The following is a 1,122-nucleotide window of genomic DNA, read 5'->3' on the forward strand; positions in this document are numbered from 1 at the left end:
TCGGCCCAGGCGAGGCCCTGCGGATTGCGGTGCCCGGAGCTGTAGACGAGCGAGTCGGGGTAGGGGTTGTCGTCGGGCACCGCCCCGTCGGCGGTCATGCGGAGGATCTTGCCGCCGAGCGAGTCCAGGTCCTGGGCCCGCTCGGTGCGTCCCGCGTCGCCGACCGTCGCGTAGAGCAGCCCGTCGGGGCCGAACGCGATCCGCCCGCCGTCGTGGTTGCTCGCCGCCGGGAGCCCGTCGAGGATCGTCTCCGGCTCGCCGAGGGCGAGCGAGCCCGCCTCGCCCGAGACGTCGAAGCGCTGGATGCGGTTGCCGTCGGAGCCGGTGGAGTACGCGTAGAGGCGGTCGCGGTCGTCGACCGCGAGACCGAGCAGTCCGCTCTCGCCGCGGGCGGCCACTCCGTCGACGGTGCCGATCGACCGCGTCCCTCCGCCGGAGGCGAGCTCGAGGATCCGGCCGCTGTCGCGCTCGCTGACGAGCGGAGTGCCGCGCAGGAACACGATCGACCAGGGCGCGTCGAGTCCTGCGGCGACGGTCACGGGATCGGTCGGCACGGCGGCACCCGCGGCGGCCCCCTGCGACGAGGACGAGCGGGGCGGAGCCGGCTCGGCCGCCGTGCACGAGGTGAGCAGGACCGCGATCCCGGCACCCGCGAGAGCGAGGCGGAGACGCGTCACGCGGATCCCGAGTCGGAGCGGTGCGGGCGGCCGCGGCGCGGGATCGCCGCGAGGTCGATGCCGAGCACGCTCCGCAGCCGCGAGCAGAAGACCCGCTCGAGCTCGGCCGTGGCCGGGTCGCCCTCGGCCCAGATCCGGGCGGCGGTGCAGGCGTCGGCGAGGCGGCTCGCGGTCAGATCCGACCACCACTGCTCCTCGGCGGCAGCGGCGAGCAGAGCGCGCGCCTGGTCGACCTCGGCGCGGGAGCGCACCAGCAGCCGCCGGGCGGACTCCGGGTCGGACATCGCCGACCACAGCTCCGCGATGCGGGCGTCGAGCAGCACGTCGGCGCGAAGGCAGGCCTCATCGACGACGGAGCGGGCCTCGCTCGCCGAGAGCGGAGCGCGGGTGGACACCGCCGTCACGACCGGCCCTGGTGGGCGGCGGCGCGGGGACGGCCGTGGGG

The 1,122-nt window shown here is 76.3% G+C and carries 2 protein-coding genes; both read right to left on the reverse strand.

Annotated features, from left to right (window positions below; genetic code table 11):
- Positions 1 to 677, reverse strand: a 677-nt coding sequence (locus IOC53_RS18625; protein WP_307786264.1) for a PQQ-dependent sugar dehydrogenase, incomplete at its 3' end; no start/stop codon positions are given.
- On the reverse strand, positions 674 to 1,122 hold a 449-nt coding region (locus IOC53_RS18630), incomplete at its 5' end, for a hypothetical protein (protein ID WP_207408105.1). The genes IOC53_RS18625 and IOC53_RS18630, both read right to left, overlap by 4 nt.

Origin of the sequence: Rathayibacter sp. SD072, from assembly GCF_017355185.1 — a bacterium.
Lineage (GTDB): Bacteria > Actinomycetota > Actinomycetes > Actinomycetales > Microbacteriaceae > Rathayibacter.